Raw genomic sequence first — 637 nt, 5'->3', positions numbered from 1 at the left:
AGTCGTAACAAGGTAGCCGTATCGGAAGGTGCGGCTGGATCACCTCCTTTCTAAGGATTTTTACATGACGTACGTTTTGACACTTTGTTCAGTTTTGAGAGTTCAATCTCTCAATTATAGAAAGCATACTACTTTCTTCTTATTAGATAAGAAGAATTTTGGTTGCGATTGTTCTTTGAAAACTAGATAACAGTAATTGCTGAGGAAAAGTGAAACTTTTCTTTAATCAAACCAATAAATAACACAACAGTATGTTGTACCATTTATTCGCTAATGGTTAAGTTAGAAAGGGCGCACGGTGAATGCCTTGGCACTAGGAGCCGATGAAGGACGGGACTAACACCGATATGCTTCGGGGAGCTGTAAGTGAGCTTTGATCCGGAGATTTCCGAATGGGGAAACCCACTGTTCGTAATGGAACAGTATCTTTATCTGAATACATAGGATATTGAAGGCAGACCCGGGGAACTGAAACATCTAAGTACCCGGAGGAAGAGAAAGCAAATGCGATTTCCTGAGTAGCGGCGAGCGAAACGGAATTAGCCCAAACCAAGAGGCTTGCCTCTTGGGGTTGTAGGACACTCTATACGGAGTTACAAAGGAACGAAGTAAATGAAGCGACCTGGAAAGGTCCGTC

General features: G+C 42.7%; 2 rRNA genes. Both read left to right on the top strand.

The features are described 5' to 3' along the window. Positions 1–50: ribosomal RNA gene (locus tag AC3WJG_RS26670) — 16S ribosomal RNA — on the top strand; the annotation flags it as partial. Positions 51–275: 225 nt separating this feature from the next. After that, positions 276–637 (top strand): 23S ribosomal RNA (locus AC3WJG_RS26665); the annotation flags it as partial.

Source organism: Priestia sp. FW507-14D1A, from assembly GCF_058781295.1.
This window is presented reverse-complemented; position numbering and strand designations above follow the sequence as displayed.